Origin of the sequence: Streptomyces coffeae (assembly GCF_016741875.1) — a bacterium.
GTDB classification, from domain to species: domain Bacteria; phylum Actinomycetota; class Actinomycetes; order Streptomycetales; family Streptomycetaceae; genus Streptomyces; species Streptomyces coffeae.
The window spans coordinates 1-15,890 of sequence record NZ_JAERRF010000001.1 but is presented as its reverse complement, the minus strand read 5'-3'; the positions used below and the strand labels follow the sequence as shown (position 1 = coordinate 15,890).

The following is a 15,890-nucleotide window of genomic DNA, read 5'->3' as shown; positions in this document are numbered from 1 at the left end:
GGAGGACACCTCGCTCTACGCCGTACGGAGGAGGCTACGGGTCCGGGTCATACGCGACGGCGAGGTGGAGTGAGCCCGTGGAGTGAGCCCTGGCGGGGCGGGGAGGAGACGTGGCAGCGGGGGCGCGGGGCGCATGGCGAGGCGGACAGCGGGGGCGCACGGTAGCCCGCGGTGGAGCCCTGACGGGCAGACGCGGGCGGCGCGCCGTCGTGTGACCGGGCCCGCGCCGGCAGCGGGTCCAACGGGGCGGGCACACCTGATGGGCTCACGCCGGAGCCGGCCCCGGTCTCACGGCGAGACCGGGGGAGTCCCGCGGCAGCGGGCACGGTGGGGCAGGGGGGCCGGACGCGGGCCGCGGTGAGACTGGGCGCGGGCCGGCACCTGGGCCCCATGAGCCCTGCGGGAGCGTCGTGCGGCAGGGGAACGCGGGGCCGGACGTGCTCAGGCTCTACTCGTTCACGATCTCTTCGACAACCGTGGCGCCCAGCTCGCGCACGATGAGGTCATGGCCACTCAGGGCAGTGTCGTCCAGATCCGGATCGTCCTCGGCCGGGACGTCGTCCTCGGGCGAGATGGGCGGCGGCTCGGGCTCCCGGTACGCCGATGCCGCGGCGGGCGGACCCCCGGCACCGGGCCGCGGCGCGGGGTCGGGCGCGGAGGGCGCGGGGGCGGCGGCCGGCCGGGGAGCGGGCTGCGACGGCGCCGCGGACTGGCCACCGCCGAAGCCGCCACCGCCACCCGCGCTACCTGAGCCACCTGCGCCGCCACCGCCAGATCCGCCGAAGCCGCTGCCGGAACCACCGCCGTAGCCCCCACCGGAGCCGTAGCCACCTGAGCCTCCGCCGCCGGAACCGCCCGGGCCACCCGGGCCGCCGGGGCCACTCGCGCCCCCGGCACCACCGGCACCACCACTGCCGCCGCCGGAAGGATCGACGATGGACTCGATCCGCCACTGCACACCGATGGAGTCGCTGAGGGCCTGCCGCAGCACGTCCTCACTGCCGCCGCTGACGAAGCTGTCGCGCGCACCGGCGTTGGAGAAGCCGAGCTGGAGGGTGGTGCCGTCGAATCCGGACACCGTCGCGTTCTGACTCAGCAGGATCCAGGTGAAGCGGCGGCGGTTCTTGACCGCCTCCAGGATGTCCGGCCACATCTGGCGCACCTGTACGGCTCCCTGCGCCATGTTCGGCGCGCTCTGCGCGCTCTGTGTGTTCTGCGCGGGGGCCGCCGGTGCCGGGGCGGGGTTGGTGGGCTGTGCGGGCGGGGCGCCACCGGCCGCCGGGGCGCCACCGGCCGCGGCGGCCGTGGGCCAGCCGCCGGGCTGACGGCCCGCGCCCGCGGCATCCGTGCCGGGCCGGTCACCGCCGGAACCGGGCGCCGAGGCGGTGGGCCAGGCTCCCGGCCGGGCCGCTCCGCCGCCGCTTTCGGGAGCCGCGGTGGGCGCGGCCGCGGGGGGCTGCTGGGCGTTGGCGGGCCATGCGCCGGGCCGGGCCCCGGCACCGCCGCCTCCGGCGGGTGCGGACGGCTCCCCCGAACCAGAAGCCGGAGCACCGGAAACGGGGGCGTCCGGAGCGGGACCCCGACCGCCCATCGCCGCACGCGCGGCGGCGGGGCCTGCCGGTCCCGCCGGACCGGACGACGGATCCGCCGGAACATGAGCATCCGGCCCCGGTACGTACCCCATCGCGGGCGAAGCCGCGGCGCTCGCACCACCGCCACCGGCCATCCCAGCGCCACCGCCGAAGCCACCGAGGCCGCCCGCCAGGGCACCCCGCTCCAGCCGCTCCAGCCGCGACTGGACCGACCGCTCGTCGTCGAAGGCGGCGGGCAGCAGCACCCGCGCACAGATCAACTCCAGCTGGAGCCGCGGCGAGGTGGCGCCACGCATCTCCGTAAGCCCCTCATTGACCAGGTCGGCCGCGCGGCTCAGCTCGGCACCGCCGAAGACCGAGGCCTGCGCCTGCATCCGCTCGACCACATCGGCCGGGGCGTCGATGAGCCCCTTCTCCGCCGCGTCCGGCACGGCCGCGAGGATCACCAGATCGCGCAGCCGCTCCAGCAGATCGGCGACAAAGCGCCGCGGGTCGTTGCCCCCCTCGATCACACGGTTGACGACCTCGAAGGCGGCCGCCCCGTCCGTCGCCGCGAAAGCGTCGACGATGGCGTCCAACAGCGAGCCGTCCGTATAGCCGAGCAGCGCGGTGGCCATGGCGTAGGTCACACCGTCGTCAGCCGCGCCCGCGAGGAGCTGGTCCATCACCGACATCGAGTCCCGTACGGACCCGGCGCCCGCCCGGACCACCAGCGGCAGCACGCCGTCCTCGACCGGAATGGCCTCCCGCCCGCAGACCTCCCCGAGGTAGTCGCGGAGCGTCCCGGGCGGCACGAGCCGGAAGGGGTAGTGATGGGTACGCGACCGGATGGTGCCGATGACCTTCTCGGGCTCCGTGGTCGCGAAGATGAACTTCAGATGCTCCGGGGGCTCCTCGACCACCTTCAGCAGGGCGTTGAACCCCGCCGAGGTGACCATGTGGGCCTCGTCGATGATGTAGATCTTGTAGCGACTCGACGCGGGACCGAAGAACGCCTTCTCACGCAGCTCCCGCGCATCGTCCACACCACCGTGGGACGCGGCGTCGATCTCGATGACGTCGATCGACCCCGGACCGTTCCGCGCGAGATCCCGGCACGACTGGCACTCCCCGCACGGCGCCGGAGTGGGCCCCTTCTCACAGTTCAGACAGCGGGCCAGGATGCGCGCGCTGGTCGTCTTGCCGCAGCCCCGCGGACCGCTGAACAGATACGCGTGATTGACCCGGTTGTTGCGCAGCGCCTGCTGCAACGGGCCGGTGACATGCTCCTGCCCGATGACCTCCGCGAAGGTCTCGGGGCGGTAGCGGCGGTACAGCGCGAGGGACGACACGCTTACGACGATATCGGTGCCCACCGACAACCGAAGCCGCCCGCTCCTCCACCGCCCCCACCAACGCAAGGGCCCCCCACGCACCCGCCAGAGCTCACTTACCCTTGCTGCCTTCCGGCCCTGGGGGAGTTCGGTGAGATAGCGCCACGTGAGGGGCTGGCCCCCACCCTAGCGGATGGACCGGGGTGGGAACGAGTTCGCGAGCACGGCATCCGGTCTTGTATTGTTCTCGGCGGAGGATTCGCCTAGAGGCCTAGGGCGCACGCTTGGAAAGCGTGTTGGGGGCAACCCCTCACGAGTTCGAATCTCGTATCCTCCGCCTCCGCCCGCCAGGGCGAACGAAGGGCCCGACCGCACAGCGGTCGGGCCCTTCGTCGTATCCGGTCTCTGTCGGCCGGCGGGACCGATCCCGGATGATGACCTCCGCGGATGCGGTGTGAGCCACACCACTAAGGGATAGCGGCCCCGTGCTCCAGCGCCGCACGGTGTACGCGGCCTCGGGGACGGCCGGGGGAAGTGCTGTCCGGCTGGGCCTGGCGGCCGTCGTCGCTGCGACCGCATTGACGGGATGCGGAGGAGAAGGACACCAGGACGCCGAGCCACCGAAGCAGCGGACGACAGTGGGCCAGTACGAGCAGACATCGTCGACGCCGTACGCGGAGACCTCATGCGACGACTCTCACGCCCCATTCACCGCTCAGTCGGCGGGCAGCTCACAGGCGAGGACGTACGCGTCAGCGGCCATCACGGTGTCGCAGACTTCGACCGCGCGCCTTTCGGTGTCGTAGGCGGTCCGGACGAGGCGGATCACCGGCACGCCGACGGCGAGTTGGAGGGCACGTACTACCTGCGGAGAGAGCCTCCGGACCTCCTGCTCGACGTGGTCCGGGCGGTGCACCGTCTTCTCCAGCCAGGGGTGGATGCCGCTGGGGCTGGGCGTTGGGGTCGGCGATGGGCCTGTTCTTGGCAAGGTCGAGCGGCAGGCAGGAGACGGCGAACTCCACCGGCCGTCCATCCCGCAGCCTTTCGGGGCGAGCCGAGGCGGGCGGAGAGGCCAGCCATGGCTACAGCGCAGAACGAGTCGAATCAGCCTGCTTTCTGGTCGGAGCCGTGGCCTAAGCAGCGCGGGACTTGGCGCCGCGCCGGTATCCGGAATTGAGGAACGGACGTAGGCGGCTTCCCGGGGGAAGACGTTGAAGCGGCGGTGGAAAGCCTCCATCTCGTTGAGTACCGCGGCTCCGGCGTCGGCGATGCGGATGGTTGGCTCCCGATGGGCACCACCGAGCCTGCCTCCCCACTCCGCGGACCATACACGGCCAGGCAGAGCCCAATATCCGTTCCTAGGAGTTTCCCAAGAACCTCCCGCAATCAGCACGTGCTGAGCCATGGGAACGGAAATACACAGCTAGCCTCGGAACGCCCAATTGACCAGATACATAGGAGGGCGCTCAATGAAGCACCTGCTCAAGCGAGTTGTGGCCACTGCCGCCGCCGCGGTAGCTCTGTCCGCGGTCATCCCCATGAGCTCGGCATCGGCAATCGGCCGTGTGGACTGCACCGACAACGGCTTCGTCTGGATTACGAAGCTGCACTCAGGCGACCCCGACGTGTGCTTCGCCAACGCGGGCTCTCTGGACGTCAACATCTACGACGTGAACCGCGTGTATTCAGGGAAGAACAATGTCAAATTCACGTCGGACGGCATCGAGACCACCATGGGCAAGAATCAGGTACGTCGCAACATCGATAACAATGGACATATGACGCGGATTGAGATCTGGTAAAGGCTACCAGCTCCCATGGAGCGCCGATGGCCTCCGCGATATCCCGCACCACGATGTCGGGTTCGCGGGGGCCATAGATACCGCCAGCCCCATTCGCTGCTGACGCCCGAGACATGGCTCCAAGCTCGCCACTCTGCAATTCAGCCACTGGGGCGGGCGCAGGCCGCAGAGGAGATGGCCGCCCTTCTCCGGACCAACTTCTCCTGCGCTCGCTGCTGATGCTCTCCACGAATGGGTTGGGGAACCAGAGCCCCGTTGTGGGCTGCTGGGACTTACCCAAGGTGCCATACTCACTGCAACTCGCACGGTCAACCGCCGTCTTCAGCAGAAGCTGCACCGGCACGATATCGGCGAGGGGATGCAAGGACTCGATCCCAAACCACCATGGGAGACCGGGACACGCCCGTAGGGGAAGGCACGACAAGAGGGAGCGAAATACCTGTCCGCAGGGCGACGCACGAGGAGAAAGCGTTCAGACGAGACCCTGGACCGTGCCCACGTCGGTGACCGACCTTCGGTGAACACAGGTGAACGCCCAGAGCCTCGACCCATCACCCCACCACCAGAGTTGGAATGCGATCGGTGCACCACCCAGCAGGGCGAGCGAAGGGCCCGGCCGCTGAGCGGTCGGGCCCTTCGTCACCTTCCGCCCCCGTCGCCCCCGTCGCCTCCGGAGCAGCGAGCGTCAGGCCGGGGTCTTGGCCGCCGGGGCCGCCGCCCGGGTCGGCTGGTGCACGACGCGGCGGCGTCGGGTGGGGAGGCCGATCGTGGGGTTGGCCACGCCCCAGGCCGCGCCCTTGCAGATCAGTTCCTTGTAGACGGCGGCGAGACGTCCGGTCAGGGCCGCCCCGCGGGCGCGGTCGTCCGCGGTGACGTACTGGATCAGCCCTTCCTTGCGGCCCAGCGAGATGCACTGGTTGAAGTAGCGGAGCGGCACGTTCGGGAGCTTGCCTCCGGTCAGGCGCGCGGCGATCGTGTCGGCGGCCTGCCAGGCCATGGGGACACCCGTGGCGCACGACATGCGCAGCGGCTTGCCCCCGGGCCCCATGGCCATGGCCGCGTCGCCGATGGCGTACACGTCCGGGTGCGAGACCGAGCGCATGGTGCCGTCGACGACGATCTGGCCGGTGTCGGTGGTCTCCAGGGTCGTGGCCTTCGCGATCGGGTGGACGGCGAAGCCCGTGGTCCACACGGTGACCGCGGCCGGGAGGGAGGTGCCGTCGGCCGTGGTGACGTGGTCGGCCTCGACGGCGGTGACCGCGGTGTGCTCGTGTGCGGTGATGCCGAGGTTGTCGAAGACCTTGCGCAGGTGGCGGCGGCCCTTGGGGGAGAGCCAGTCGCCGAGGCCGCCGCGGGCGGCGAGGGCGACGTCGAGGTCGGGGCAGGACTCGGCGATCTCGGTCGCGGCCTCGAGACCGGTGAGACCGCCGCCGACCACGACCACGGGCGCGCCGGTGTCCAGGCGGGCCAGGCGCTCGCGCAGCCGGAGTGCTCCGGGGCGGCCGGCGATGTCGTGGGCGTGCTCGGCGGTGCCGGGGACACCCTGGTCGTTCCAGCCGCTGCCGAGGGCGTACACGAGGGTGTCGTAGACCAGTTCCCCGGCGTCGTTCGCGTCGGCGACCGTGACGGTCCTGCGGTCGGCGTCGACAGCGGTGACCGCGGTGAGCCGCAGTTCGACACCGGTTCCCGCGAACATCTCGCTCAGGGGCCGGGGTTCGAGGTCCTGGCCGGCCGCGAGCTGGTGCAGCCGGACGCGCTCGACGAAGTCGGGCTCGGCGTTGACGAGGGTGATGGCGACGTCTTGGCGGTGCAGCCGCTTGGCGAGGCGCCCGGCCGCGGTGGCTCCGGTGTATCCGGCTCCGAGGACGACGATGCGGTGCTGCATTTCCTGGCTCCTGTCGTGGGCGAGTTCGGCGGGTCCGCCCCTTGAACCGGGCGGCCCGCCATTTCCTGACAGAAGCGCGATGTGAAGCACCTCACATCGGGGGTCGGAACGGTCAGAAGGCGATGAGCAGGGGTTCGCCGTGGTCGGCGGCGGCCCACCGCTCCGTCGCGCGTTCGAGCTTGTCGGGGTTGGCCTGGTTGCGGAACGCGGCGATGCCGTCGGCGGTGATCTCCAGGCATATGACGCCGATGACCCGGCCGTCGATCACCGCCACCAGGGCGGGGCCGCCGTTGGCGGTCGTGGCGTAGACCTCGGGTGAGCCGCCGACCAGGGCGCGCTTGGCCTTGCTGGGCTTGAACAGGCCCCGCATGAACTTCGCGACCGCGAGGGCCCCCTCGAACGCCTTGGTGCGGGCCGGGACCTTCCCGCCGCCGTCGCCGATCGCGACGGCGTCCTGGGTGAGCAGCCGGACGAGCGGTTCGGTCCGGCCGCTGGTGGCGGCGGCCAGGAACTCGTCCACGATCCGCCGGGCGGCGGCCTCGTCGATCTCGCTGCGGGCCTTGCCATCCGCGACGTGCTTCTTGGCGCGGTGGAAGATCTGCTGACTGGCGGCCTCGGTGATGCCGAGGATCCCGGCGATCTCCCGGTGCGCGTAGTCGAATGCCTCCCGCAGCACGTACACCGCGCGCTCGTTGGGGGACAGCCGCTCCAGCAGGGCGAGGACCGCGTACGAGACCGATTCGCGCTGTTCGGCGGTGTCGGCCGGGCCGAGCATCGGATCCCCGGCGAGCAGCGGCTCGGGAAGCCACTGGCCCACATAGGTCTCGCGCCGCACACGGGCCGAAGTCAGCTGGTTGAGGCACACGTTGGTGAGCACCTTCGTCAGCCAGGCCTCGGGGACCTCGACGCGGCCGACATCGGCGGCCTGCCAGCGCAGGTAGGTCTCCTGCACGGCGTCCTCGGCCTCGCTCGCGGAGCCGAGGAGGCGGTAGGCGATGGCCTCCAGGCGGGGCCTGGAAGCCTCGAACCGCTCGACGTCGTTCAGGGTCAGGGCCATGGCCCGGATCCTAGCTCTCGCGGTGCGCGACGGCCGGTGCGTTGTGGCTCCCGCCCCCAACGGTCCGCAGGCCCCGGGGGATTACCGCACCCCAGGGCCCTCTCCCGCGTTACGGATCCGTGGCCGCCAGTCGCTCGTACTGCTGGGTGAAGCGCTCCAGCGGATCGCCCTCCGCGTTCCAGGGCCAGGGGGTCGCCACGCCCGTGGTGGCGCGCAGGGCGGTCGCGGCCTCTGTCGTGCGGCCGGACTTGACCAGGGCGAACGCCAGGACGTTGAGATCGGCCAGGGCCGTCGCATGGCTGAAGAAGCCGGAGCGGGGCCAGTCCTGGGCCGTGCGGTCGAGGACCGAGGTCACCTCGGGGCGGCGCCAGTGGTCCCCGGCGCTGATCGCCGCCAGGCCGCCGGTGGCCACGGCGCGCTGGTGGCCGCGGACGATGGAGGTCATCTCCAGTCCGGCGGCGGGGGCGTCGGCGGGCATGCCGTAGCGGATCGAGTCGAGCAGATCGACGACCTGCACCGTGGAACCGCATTCGTCCGGGGAGAGATAGCCCAGGGCCTGGAGGTGCGCCTCGCGGTTCCAGGGATCGCGGGCCTTGATCTCCCGCCAGACCGCGGACAGTTCCTGGTAGGGCCGTCGCTCATGGCGCAGGGCGGCCAGGTACACGACCCAGGGGGTGGGGTCGGCGGGGAGCAGGTCGGCGGCCTGGAGGCAGGTGGCGCGGGCCTCGCCGAGGTCGAGCGATGAGCCCTGCCTGCCCGCCTGGACCAGCTCCGACCACGCGTGCAGCAGTAAGGCGTTCTGGTCGTTCGGCTGGTGACGCCGCCAGATCCCCGGCAGGGCCCGCCCGGCGGACCCGGCGAGCACACCGAGCCGGTGCGCCTTGCGGTCCCAGTCCTCCCCGGCGTCCTCGACGACCCGGGCCACCTGGGCGATCACCGTGGTGTCGAGTTCGCCGCGGGCCCAGCTCGTTCCGAGGCGCTGCCGGACGCGGCCGAGGGGGACGTCGTCGAGTTCAGGAACCAGACGGGGGCGGCTGCCCTTGCGGCGTCTGAAGACGGGCATCTCGGTCGGCGACCTTCCAGTGGTGGGGGAGGGCCGGCGGTGTGCCTCGCACACCGCCGACCCTGGCGTTCACCCGGCCGCCGCGCTCGGCTACCGGGCCCTGGCGGTGTCCTCCTCGGTAACGGTGTGCACCGCGGCGCGGGCGGTGGCGGGGCGGAGGCGATCGCGGATCAGGGCGATGGCGACCACCAGGGCGGCGACCAGTACGGACAGCAGCACCTGAATCCTTCCTCCGCCCTCACTGTCGTCGGTGAGCATGTAGACGAGCACAAACGAGATCATCCCGATCGTCACCCATGTGAGGTAGGGGAACAACCACATTCGCACCGAGAGCTTCTCGGGCTCCTCGCGCAGGATGATCCCCCGCATCCTCAGCTGGGAGAAACAGATGACCAGCCACACGAACAGCGCGACGGCACCGGAGGAGTTCAGCAGGAACTGGAAGACGGTGTCCGGCCACAGGTAGTTGAAGCCGACGGCGACGAATCCGAAGACGACGGAGGCGAGGATGGCGGTCTGCGGGACGCCGCGGACGCTGGTCCGGGCGAAGGAGGCCGGGGCGTCGGAGCGCTGGCCGAGCGAGAAGGCCATCCGGGAGGCGGTGTAGAGGCCGGAGTTGAGGCAGGAGAGCACGGCGGTCAGCACGATGACGTTCATGACCTGTCCGGCGTGCGGAATGCCCATCACGTCCAGGGCGGCGACGTAGCTCCCCTTGTCGGCGATCGCCTTGGAGTCCCACGGCAGGACGGACACCACGACCAGGATCGAGCCGAGGTAGAAGACGGCCACCCGCCAGATCACGCTGTTGGTGGCCTTGGTGACCGCGCGCCGGGGGTCCTTGGACTCCCCGGCGGCCAGGGTGACGATCTCGCTGCCCATGAAGGAGAAGACGACCAGCAGCACACCGTTGAGGATCGCGCCCGGGCCGTTCGGCAAGAAGCCGCCGTGTTCGGTGAGGTTGCCGAAGCCGCTCGCGGCGCCCTCGGATCCGGGCAGCACACCGGCGATCGCCAGCGCGCCCAGGACGATGAAGGCGGCGATGGCCACGATCTTGATGCCCGCGAACCAGAACTCGAACTCACCGAAGGAGCCGACCGAGGCCAGGTTGGTGGCGGTGAGCACGGTCATCACGATCAGTGCCCAGGCCCACTGCGGAACGGCCGGTACCCAGCTCTCGAGGATCACCGCGCCCGCGGTCGCCTCGACGGCCAGCACCACGACCCAGAAGAACCAGTACAGCCAGCCGATGGAGAAGCCCGCCCAGCGGCCGAGCGCCCGGTCCGCATAGGCGGAGAAGGAACCCGAGGTGGGGTTGGCCGCCGCCATCTCGCCGAGCATCCGCATCACGAACACGACCAGCACGCCGACCAGGGCGTAGGAGAGCAGGATGCCGGGGCCGACCTTGGCGATACCGGACGCCGAGCCGACGAAGAGGCCCGCGCCGATGACTCCGCCGATGGCGATCATGGACAGATGGCGGTTCTTGAGTCCGCTCTGGAGCCCCGAGTCGTGGGGAGCGCCGCCCGGTGGGCCGGAGGAGCCCGACGGCGCGGAGGGAGAAGACACGGAAGCAGGGGGACGTGTAGTCATCTCGACATCCATTGCATGGTGGGTGAGGGTTTCGGCGGACCCGGCTGCCGGGATCGCGTCATCAGCGGTGCGCATGAGGGGAGGTCGGTGCGCAGGGGGTGTCGGCCAGTCGCGGCCCCACCGGGCCAGGGGCTCGAGGCCCGAGGCCCGGGGACATGAAGCGGCTCGGTCTACGGGCAGCGGCTCGGTCTTCGGCTGTGATCGCCGGCACCTACGCGGAGGACACGGCGCTGACCCGTGCGTTCCGCGCGTCGCTCCGTCTCCTTGTGGGAGATGAATCGCAGCGACTCGGGATGAATGTGCGCAAGCGTAGGCAGGAGGGCGAGGCGGCGTACCTGTGAGGTTCGCCAATATCCCCGCCAAGAACTGTGCGAGCGGCCAATGCGTTCGCCGGAAGCCCCGGACTCCCGGGTTCCGTGCGCTCCCGTCCGGTGTCCCGGCCGGGCCGGGGCAACGTACGCGCGCACAACGCGGCGGCCCGCACGTTGGCCTGCCGCACAGCATGACGGGCCCCGGCCCCGGCCTAGCGTGAGTGTCCGAGCCGACCGAGCTGACCGAGCCGACCGAGGGAGCCCGAGGAGCCAGCGCCATGGACACGTACAACGGGGCGGGGACGGGTGCGGGCCCGGGGAGCCGGAGCGACCGGATCGTGGTCATCGGCGCGACGACGCTGGCGCGGCGGGTCTGCGCGGCCGTCACGGAGAACGGCCGCCCCGTCCAGCACCTCGCCGCCCCCGACGACCAGGATCTGCGGCGCGCGCTCGCCGCACGGCCCGCCGGGGTCGCGGTACTCGTCGGCGACGACCTGTCCGCCCTGCGCTACGCCCTGGCGGTACGGCATGTCTGCGACACGGTCCGGATCGTCGCCACGGTCTTCGACCGCACCGTGGCACGGCAGCTCCAATCGCTGCTGCTGCGCTGTGTGACGGTCTCCCCCGCCGATCTGCTGGCGCCGTCGCTGGCCGGGCCGTGTGTGGAACGCGGTGTGCTGGCCGTATGGGACGACGGGCAGGGCCCGGTGGCGGTCCGCCGGACGGACGGCGGTCTGGTGGAGACGGCCTGGCGGCGCAGTCCGGCGGCCCGGCGGCGTGCCGTGTTCGGGCGGCTGCGCGGCCAGTTGCAGCCCCATGACGCGGACGCCCGGCTGCTGCTCATCGGGCTGCTCGGCATCGCCGCGGTGCTGGCGCTGGACTGGCTGTGGCTGGTGAGCGCCTTCCACAAGCCCGCGAGCACCGCCTTCCTGGAGGCCGCGCGGGTGGTCGCCGGGGTCGGGCCCGCCGCCCCGCACGACGGCCACCCGGGATACGAGGTGATGTCCGGTGTGGCCATGCTGGTGACGGTCGGTTTCACCGCCCTGCTCACCGCGGGCATCGTGGACCGGCTGCTCGGCGCCCGGCTGGTCGGTGTGCTGGGGCGGCGGGTGCTGCCGCGCGCGGGTCATGTCATCGTCGTGGGGCTCGGGCAGGTGGGGCTGCGGCTGTGCCAGACGCTGCGTCAGGTGGGGGTGCCCGTCATCGGGGTGGAGCGGGAGCCCGCCGCCCCCAACCTCCGTCTCGCGCGGTCGATGCGGATCCCCGTGGTGCTCGCGCACGGCGAGGACCGTGAGGTGCTCGCCCGGCTCGGCCTGGGCCGGGCGGACGCGCTCGCCGCGGTCGGCTCCGAGGAGCTGGACAACATCGCCGTCGCCGTGGCCGCCCACGGGGTGGCCCCGGAGGTCCGGGTGGTTCTGCGGGCCGGTGAGGACGAGGCGATCGCCGAAACCCGCGCACTCCTCCCCCTGGGCCTGACCCGCGACATCATCCGCACCAGCGCCGCCTATGTGACCGCCCATCTGACCGGCCCGCCACCGCGCCGGGTCATCGCCGACGCCGACTGCGACTACGTCGATCTGCCCGGCCGCGGCCTGGTCGGCTGGCCCGTCCCGGCCCGGGACGACTGCGACCACGTCGACACCGCCGGTACGCCGGGCCCGGCCGCCCCGGGAGCCGACGGACTCGCGCCGCTCCCCAGGCCCTGACGGACACCGGGCGCCGACCGCGCGGCCCGGTGGCGCCCGACCGGCCGCGGCGGTGGCGCCTACGGCCCGCGGGGGGCCGCTCAGGCTTCGGACGGGGGAAGGCGGAGCTGGAGCATGGCCAGCAGGCGCTGGTCGGCGCGGGTCAGGTCGAGGCCGGTCAGCTCCTCGGCGCGGCGGATCCGGTAGCGCAGGGTGTTGGGGTGGACGTGCAACTCGGCGGCAGCCGCCCGCACGTCGCCGAACGCGTTCAGATACGCCAGGATCGACGCCGCCAGCTGCCCCCGGTGGCGGTCGTCGTGGTCGACCACGGCGGTCAGCCGGGGGTCGCGCATACCGGGGCGTTCGGCGAGCAGTCCGAGGATCTCGCTGACCAGCACCTCCGCCTGGATGTCCGGCAGTGCCGCGACCGTCGTGGCCACCCCGGCACGCACCATCGCGTCGAGGATGCGGTCCGCCTCGCGGCGGGAGGCGGGGACGTCGGCGAGACCCGGGACGATACGGCCGATGGAGCCGCGCAGCGGCAGCCCCAGGTGGCGGTGTGCGGCCTCGACGATCTCCTCGCCCCAGCTCCGCAGTGTGCCCAGGTCGATGCTGCGCGGCAGCTGCGGCAGCAGGACATAGATGCGCTGGTCGAGCGGGGTGACCAGGGCGCTGCGGTGGCGGGCGGCGGTGTGGACCGAGATCAGGTTGGTGACCTCGGCGCGGGCCAGTTCCGGGCCGGTGGCCCCGGCGGCGTCGTAGGAGAAGCCGAGGACGGCGGCGGGGCGGCCCGGGTCCACGCCGACATGGGTCGCGAGCGGCTGCGGTCCGGTGCTGCCCTCCAGGAGCCCGGCCGAGAGGGTCGCGGTGAGCGTGACGTCCGCGGACGGCTCCCGGCGGCGCCGTACCAGGTGGAGCGCGGCGACGCGGGCCGCGCCGGTGAGGGCCTGTTCGGAACGCTCGGTCAGCGGCGTCGCGCCCTCCTGCACCCAGATGGTGCCCAGCTGCCGGTCGCCGGACCGTACGGCCACCGCGAGACGGCGGCGGATGCCGAGCTCCGGGTGGCTGTCGATGGAGATCACCTCGTCGGAGGCGCGCAGCCGCTGGAACACACCCCACCGGCGCAGCCGGGACAGATACGCCTCGGGGCCCTGCCAGCCGAGGATGGAGAGCCGCCGCAGCTCGTCGACCTCGTCGGAGTCGGTGGAGCGGGAGTAGGCGAGGACGCGGTTGGCGGTGTCCTCGATGCTGACGATGCCGCCGGTGAGGACGGCGGTGGTCTGGGCGAGCGAGAACAGATCGCCTTCGCCCTCCTCGAGCCCGACTCCTTCGCGGTCGAGCGGTACGTCCTCCAGGGCCGCGCGAGCCAGGGCGTCCACCTGTTCCCAGCGCGCTTCCCCCCGTACGGAGAGCAGGGCGACCCCGGCCTCCACGGCGGCCTCGGTGAGGGCGGCGGCCTGGCCGGGGGCGTCCAGTTTGACCGCGACGGCCGCGGCTCCGCCCCGTCCACCGGCCCGCAGCGCGGGGAGGGCGGCGCGGCCCCGGACGCCGATCGCGAGAACCAGCTCGCCGGGGTGGGCGACCGGCTCGTCCTCGGGGTCGAGCAGCGCGACGCGGCGGATGACAACATCGAGCCCGGCCGGGGCGGCCTGGAGCTCCACCAGGGGTTCGCCCAGGGACATCAGCAGCTGGCGCAGGCTGATGCCGCTGCCGGGGTGGGGCGTCTCGGCTGCTGGATCCATGATCGACGCCTCTTGCTCGGGGTTCGGGGCCCGCGCTCGTGCCGTGACACCGTGGTCACCGGGCGCGAGGCCGCTCCGCCGCGCCGGGGGAACGACGCCCACAGTAGTACTGATGTTTTCGGCCGGGGCAACCGCCGATGACGATCCAGCCCGTCGCAGGTCAGCGCGGTGCGCTCGGGCCCGATGGGCTACCGGGGAGTAGCGCGCTCCCCGCGCGGAGCTACCGCGTGTACGCCAGCCCCAGCCGCTCGCACACCTCCCGCAGACACTCCTCGAAGACCGGCTCCATGTCCGTGTAGGCGAAGTCCAGTTGGTGGAGGACCTCCATGCACAGCAGCCCGTACAGCCGGGTCCAGCAGGAGAGACAGACATGGACGGCCTCGGGCGGCAACCGTCCGTCGAGGGTGTCGGCGTAGGCGGCCACCTGCTCGCGCAGCGAGGGGTCGAGATCCTCGGGAACGGGGAAGGGGCGGATGTCCCAGAGGGCGGCCACCTGATCGAGCAGCACCCGCTCGAAGCGCTGTCCGGCGCGATGGCGCGCCGAGTCCTGCCGCCGGCCGGACGGCGGGATCGGGCCGGCGAAGATCCAGCCGAACTCGGCGGGATGCTCGGTCGCCCAGCTCCGCATGGCGCGGCAGGTGGCCAGCAGCCGCCGGGCGGGCGGGCCGTCGGCGTGGCGGTCACGGGCGGCCTCCATCCGCGCGGTGAGCTCCTGGAAGAAATCCGCGGTCACCGCGCCGACAAGCTCTTCACGACTGGTGAAGTAGTGGTAGAGCGCGGGACCGCTCATCCCCACCTCGCGCGCCACGGCGTTGATCGTCACCGCCTCGGAGCCCTCGGCGGTCAGCAGGCCGCGCGCGGCGGCGCGGATCTCCTCCAGGGTGGCCCGTCGAAGCCTTTCCCGTCGGCTTCCGGTCTGCGCAGCCATCCAATCGGCCCTTCTCTCCGTGCTGTTGACGCCGTGACGTCATTGACAGTCTAGGGCATCTATGTTTGCTTAATGACTCTAAAAATTCCTAGAGGCCATAGAGAAAGGGTGAGGATGACCGGGAAAACGGACGCGGGCCGAAGGAGGCGCAATCCCCTGGCCGGAGCGCTGACCAAGTACACGGTGGACGCGGTCGTCACCGAGACCGGGCCGGTGACCCCGAGCATGCGGCGGATCCTGCTGCGCACGGACGGCCCCGTCCCGTTCGCCTGGACACCGGGCCGGCATGTCCGGGTGCAGCTCAACGACCCGCTGTCGCTGTCCGGGATCGTGCGCCCGGGTCAGACCCTGCGCACCTACACCATCTGGGAGTTCGACGCCGGGGAGCACACGCTCGAACTGCGGGCCCACCTCTACGGCGGTGAGGGCATCGGCCTGGCCTGGGCGCGAAAAGCCGCCCCCGGGGACCGGGTCACGCTGTGGTGGCCGCAGGGGGACTTCGTCCTGCGGGAGGCGCCGTACCACCTGTTCGTCGGCGAGGAGACCGCGAGCGTCGCGTTCGGCCCGATGATCCGGGCGCTGGGGCCCTCGGCCCGGGTGTACGGGGTGCTGGAGAGCGAAGGCCCCGAGCACGACCCCCCGATGCCCGGCCCGCATCCGCTGCGCCGGGTCCATCGCGACGGCGCGTCCGCGGCCTCCTCCGCCATCCTGCTCAACGCGGTCGCCGCGCTCGAACTGCCCGCGGACGCCGGGTTCGCGTATCTGGCGGGGGAGGCCAGGACCTGCCGGATGGTCCGCGACCATCTGACGCGGGACCGCGGCTGGCCGAAGACCGCGATCAAGCTGAAACCGTTCTGGGCACCGGGCAAGCGCGGACTCCACTGACAACACCCGTCCCGCGCACGGCACATCGACGGGACAC

General features: G+C 72.0%; 11 protein-coding genes, 1 tRNA gene and 1 other RNA gene. 4 read left to right on the top strand and 9 right to left on the bottom strand.

The genetic code is table 11. The features are described 5' to 3' along the window. Positions 1–448 precede the first annotated feature (448 nt). Both JK363_RS00065 and ffs read right to left on the bottom strand, forming a co-directional pair. Positions 449–2,923, bottom strand: coding sequence for a DNA polymerase III subunit gamma and tau (locus JK363_RS00065; protein WP_201870402.1), 2,475 nt, complete (start codon positions 2,921–2,923; stop codon positions 449–451). A gap of 65 nt (positions 2,924–2,988) precedes the next feature. Next, an RNA gene (gene ffs, locus JK363_RS00060) (signal recognition particle sRNA small type) lies at positions 2,989–3,083 on the bottom strand. A 74-nt stretch (positions 3,084–3,157) separates the two neighbouring features. On the opposite strand from ffs, the gene JK363_RS00055 reads away from it, so the two are divergent. Continuing rightward, positions 3,158–3,242, top strand: a tRNA-Ser gene (locus JK363_RS00055). 378 nt (positions 3,243–3,620) lie between these two features. Here JK363_RS00055 and JK363_RS44550 read toward each other — a convergent pair. Further along, positions 3,621–3,821 carry a UTRA domain-containing protein gene (locus tag JK363_RS44550; protein WP_372444681.1) on the bottom strand — a complete coding sequence of 67 codons (201 nt, stop codon included), beginning with the start codon at positions 3,819–3,821 and terminating at the stop codon, positions 3,621–3,623. A 553-nt stretch (positions 3,822–4,374) separates the two neighbouring features. On the opposite strand from JK363_RS44550, the gene JK363_RS00045 reads away from it, so the two are divergent. Beyond that, a complete protein-coding gene (locus JK363_RS00045) occupies positions 4,375–4,707 on the top strand; it encodes a beta/gamma crystallin domain-containing protein (protein ID WP_201870401.1) in 333 nt (110 codons plus the stop codon). A gap of 685 nt (positions 4,708–5,392) precedes the next feature. Here the strand turns inward: JK363_RS00045 and JK363_RS00040 are convergent. The 4 genes from JK363_RS00040 to JK363_RS00025 all read right to left on the bottom strand — a co-directional run bounded on the left by JK363_RS00040 (position 5,393) and on the right by JK363_RS00025 (position 10,302). Next, the gene (locus tag JK363_RS00040; protein ID WP_201870400.1) at positions 5,393–6,592 is read right to left on the bottom strand and encodes an NAD(P)/FAD-dependent oxidoreductase; all 1,200 of its coding nucleotides are present in this window, start codon (positions 6,590–6,592) and stop codon (positions 5,393–5,395) included. 112 nt (positions 6,593–6,704) lie between these two features. Then, complete coding sequence (gene sigJ / locus JK363_RS00035) at positions 6,705–7,649, bottom strand: RNA polymerase sigma factor SigJ (protein WP_201870399.1); 945 nt, start codon at positions 7,647–7,649, stop codon at positions 6,705–6,707. A gap of 109 nt (positions 7,650–7,758) precedes the next feature. Next, the gene (locus tag JK363_RS00030; RefSeq protein ID WP_201870398.1) at positions 7,759–8,712 is read right to left on the bottom strand and encodes a hypothetical protein; all 954 of its coding nucleotides are present in this window, start codon (positions 8,710–8,712) and stop codon (positions 7,759–7,761) included. Positions 8,713–8,802: 90 nt separating this feature from the next. Beyond that, on the bottom strand, positions 8,803–10,302 hold the full coding sequence (locus JK363_RS00025; RefSeq protein ID WP_201870397.1) for an amino acid permease: 1,500 nt from the start codon (positions 10,300–10,302) through the stop codon (positions 8,803–8,805). 589 nt (positions 10,303–10,891) lie between these two features. On the opposite strand from JK363_RS00025, the gene JK363_RS00020 reads away from it, so the two are divergent. Then, positions 10,892–12,319, top strand: a complete 1,428-nt coding sequence (locus JK363_RS00020) for an NAD-binding protein (protein WP_215910375.1) — start codon at positions 10,892–10,894, stop codon at positions 12,317–12,319. An 80-nt stretch (positions 12,320–12,399) separates the two neighbouring features. On the opposite strand, the gene JK363_RS00015 is transcribed toward JK363_RS00020, so the two are convergent. Beyond that, positions 12,400–14,040 (bottom strand): PucR family transcriptional regulator, encoded by a 1,641-nt coding sequence (locus tag JK363_RS00015; RefSeq protein WP_236075459.1) that lies wholly within the window; start codon positions 14,038–14,040, stop codon positions 12,400–12,402. Positions 14,041–14,260: 220 nt separating this feature from the next. Further along, a complete protein-coding gene (locus tag JK363_RS00010; protein WP_201870396.1) occupies positions 14,261–14,968 on the bottom strand; it encodes a TetR/AcrR family transcriptional regulator in 708 nt (235 codons plus the stop codon). A 114-nt stretch (positions 14,969–15,082) separates the two neighbouring features. Between JK363_RS00010 and JK363_RS00005 the strand changes: the two genes are divergently transcribed. Next, positions 15,083–15,853 carry a siderophore-interacting protein gene (locus JK363_RS00005; protein ID WP_201870395.1) on the top strand — a complete coding sequence of 257 codons (771 nt, stop codon included), beginning with the start codon at positions 15,083–15,085 and terminating at the stop codon, positions 15,851–15,853. Positions 15,854–15,890: the final 37 nt, after the last annotated feature.

Coding starts and splice junctions, on each gene's coding strand:
- JK363_RS00045 (WP_201870401.1), top strand. CDS start 4,375: ATGAAGCACCTGCTCAAGCGAGTTGTGGCCACTGCCGCCGCCGCGGTA.
- JK363_RS00040 (WP_201870400.1), bottom strand. CDS start 6,592: ATGCAGCACCGCATCGTCGTCCTCGGAGCCGGATACACCGGAGCCACC.
- sigJ (WP_201870399.1), bottom strand. CDS start 7,649: ATGGCCCTGACCCTGAACGACGTCGAGCGGTTCGAGGCTTCCAGGCCC.
- JK363_RS00030 (WP_201870398.1), bottom strand. CDS start 8,712: ATGCCCGTCTTCAGACGCCGCAAGGGCAGCCGCCCCCGTCTGGTTCCT.
- JK363_RS00025 (WP_201870397.1), bottom strand. CDS start 10,302: ATGACTACACGTCCCCCTGCTTCCGTGTCTTCTCCCTCCGCGCCGTCG.
- JK363_RS00020 (WP_215910375.1), top strand. CDS start 10,892: ATGGACACGTACAACGGGGCGGGGACGGGTGCGGGCCCGGGGAGCCGG.
- JK363_RS00015 (WP_236075459.1), bottom strand. CDS start 14,040: ATGGATCCAGCAGCCGAGACGCCCCACCCCGGCAGCGGCATCAGCCTG.
- JK363_RS00010 (WP_201870396.1), bottom strand. CDS start 14,968: ATGGCTGCGCAGACCGGAAGCCGACGGGAAAGGCTTCGACGGGCCACC.
- JK363_RS00005 (WP_201870395.1), top strand. CDS start 15,083: ATGACCGGGAAAACGGACGCGGGCCGAAGGAGGCGCAATCCCCTGGCC.